Origin of the sequence: Campylobacter sp. IFREMER_LSEM_CL1085, assembly GCF_025772235.1 — a bacterium.
GTDB lineage: Bacteria > Campylobacterota > Campylobacteria > Campylobacterales > Campylobacteraceae > Campylobacter_D > Campylobacter_D lari_D.
On the sequence record NZ_JAKMRU010000039.1, the window covers coordinates 1 to 1,237 of the forward strand.

Annotated in this window: 1 protein-coding gene and 1 pseudogene; both read right to left on the minus strand. The window is 24.3% G+C overall.

Annotated elements, in window-relative coordinates:
- A pseudogene (locus L8W56_RS08695) lies at window positions 1-238 on the minus strand (hypothetical protein); the annotation flags it as partial.
- An 83-nt stretch (window positions 239-321) separates the two neighbouring features.
- Window positions 322-1,194 (minus strand): hypothetical protein, encoded by an 873-nt coding sequence (locus tag L8W56_RS08700; protein WP_263660026.1) that lies wholly within the window; start codon window positions 1,192-1,194, stop codon window positions 322-324.
- Window positions 1,195-1,237: the final 43 nt, after the last annotated feature.

Sequence of the window (1,237 nt, forward strand, 5' to 3'; positions counted from 1 at the left end):
TAAAGTCTTCTAGTTTAGGCTGATAATCATCTACAATTTTAATCATATCTTTAGGACTTGGATTTAAAGTCATTTTTTCAAAATTTCTAAATTCTTGTACTTTTTCAAAGCGATGATTTGTTTCCCAATAAATCGTATATAAAGGAGAATAAAGTAATTTTGCAAGCACGGCAAGTATTATGATTAATATAATACAGGGTATATAAAATCTTTTAAGTTTATAAAAAGGTTTTTTCATTTATATTCCTTGATGTTTTAAAAATAGTTTTTGTGCTTTTTTCTGTTTCGTTTAAGGTTTTATTTTGAGTGTTAAGTTCTATCTCATTCATTTGTACATTCTTTTAGTTTAGATTGTAGGGTATTGAGCTGATTGATTTGTTTTTGATCGAGTCTGAGTTTTGGATAATTATTGTTTATATTTTCTATTTTCATTTTAAGATAATCATCTTTATAGGCAATAAATTTAATTTTTGAATTTATAAGATTGATATATCTATCAACTGCAATATTAATTTTTTCTATGCCATTTAGAATTGCTATGGTTTTGGGATTATTTAAATCACAAATAGGAGCTATTGAAAGTTCTCTTAGGTACATATTATTAGCAAACGCACCATCTAAGCCAATCAATAGATTAATATATGTTACAATTTCTATTATTTCAAAATCATTATCATTTTTTTTCAAAAAATCCTCTTCTAAACGAGTATTTAGAAAAAATAAAAAATCTTCAAGTGCATCAAATCTTTCCTTATCAAATAAAAAAGAAGTTTTTTGATTTGTGATATTTCCTTCATTATATAAAAGATAAAGTATAATATCAGTATTTGAATTTGTTGTAACATGCCCAGCTTGTCTCATAAGCTCAACATCTTCATCTGTAGGATAATAAGAGGTTAAAATTCTTATATCTTCAATACTAGCTTGTATCATCTTAAGATTTTTAATAATCATTTGTGTAACTTTTTCTTGATTATAGTTTTCTTTGCTTAAATTCTTAGCATATTCTAATTCTTCCTTGCCTTCGTTTTCACTCCATTTGATTAAAGCACTAAGATTTTCTCTTGCTTTATTTTCATTAGCTTCTTTAAATTGTAAAGCTTCTTGGATAAAGTTATAAGCATTGCTAGCAATTATGATAAAAACTAATACAATAAAAACTATAATAGAAATTCTTTTTGATATTTTAAGCAATTTTTTTACCTTTAAAGTTAGTATTATTTATTATAGCATTATT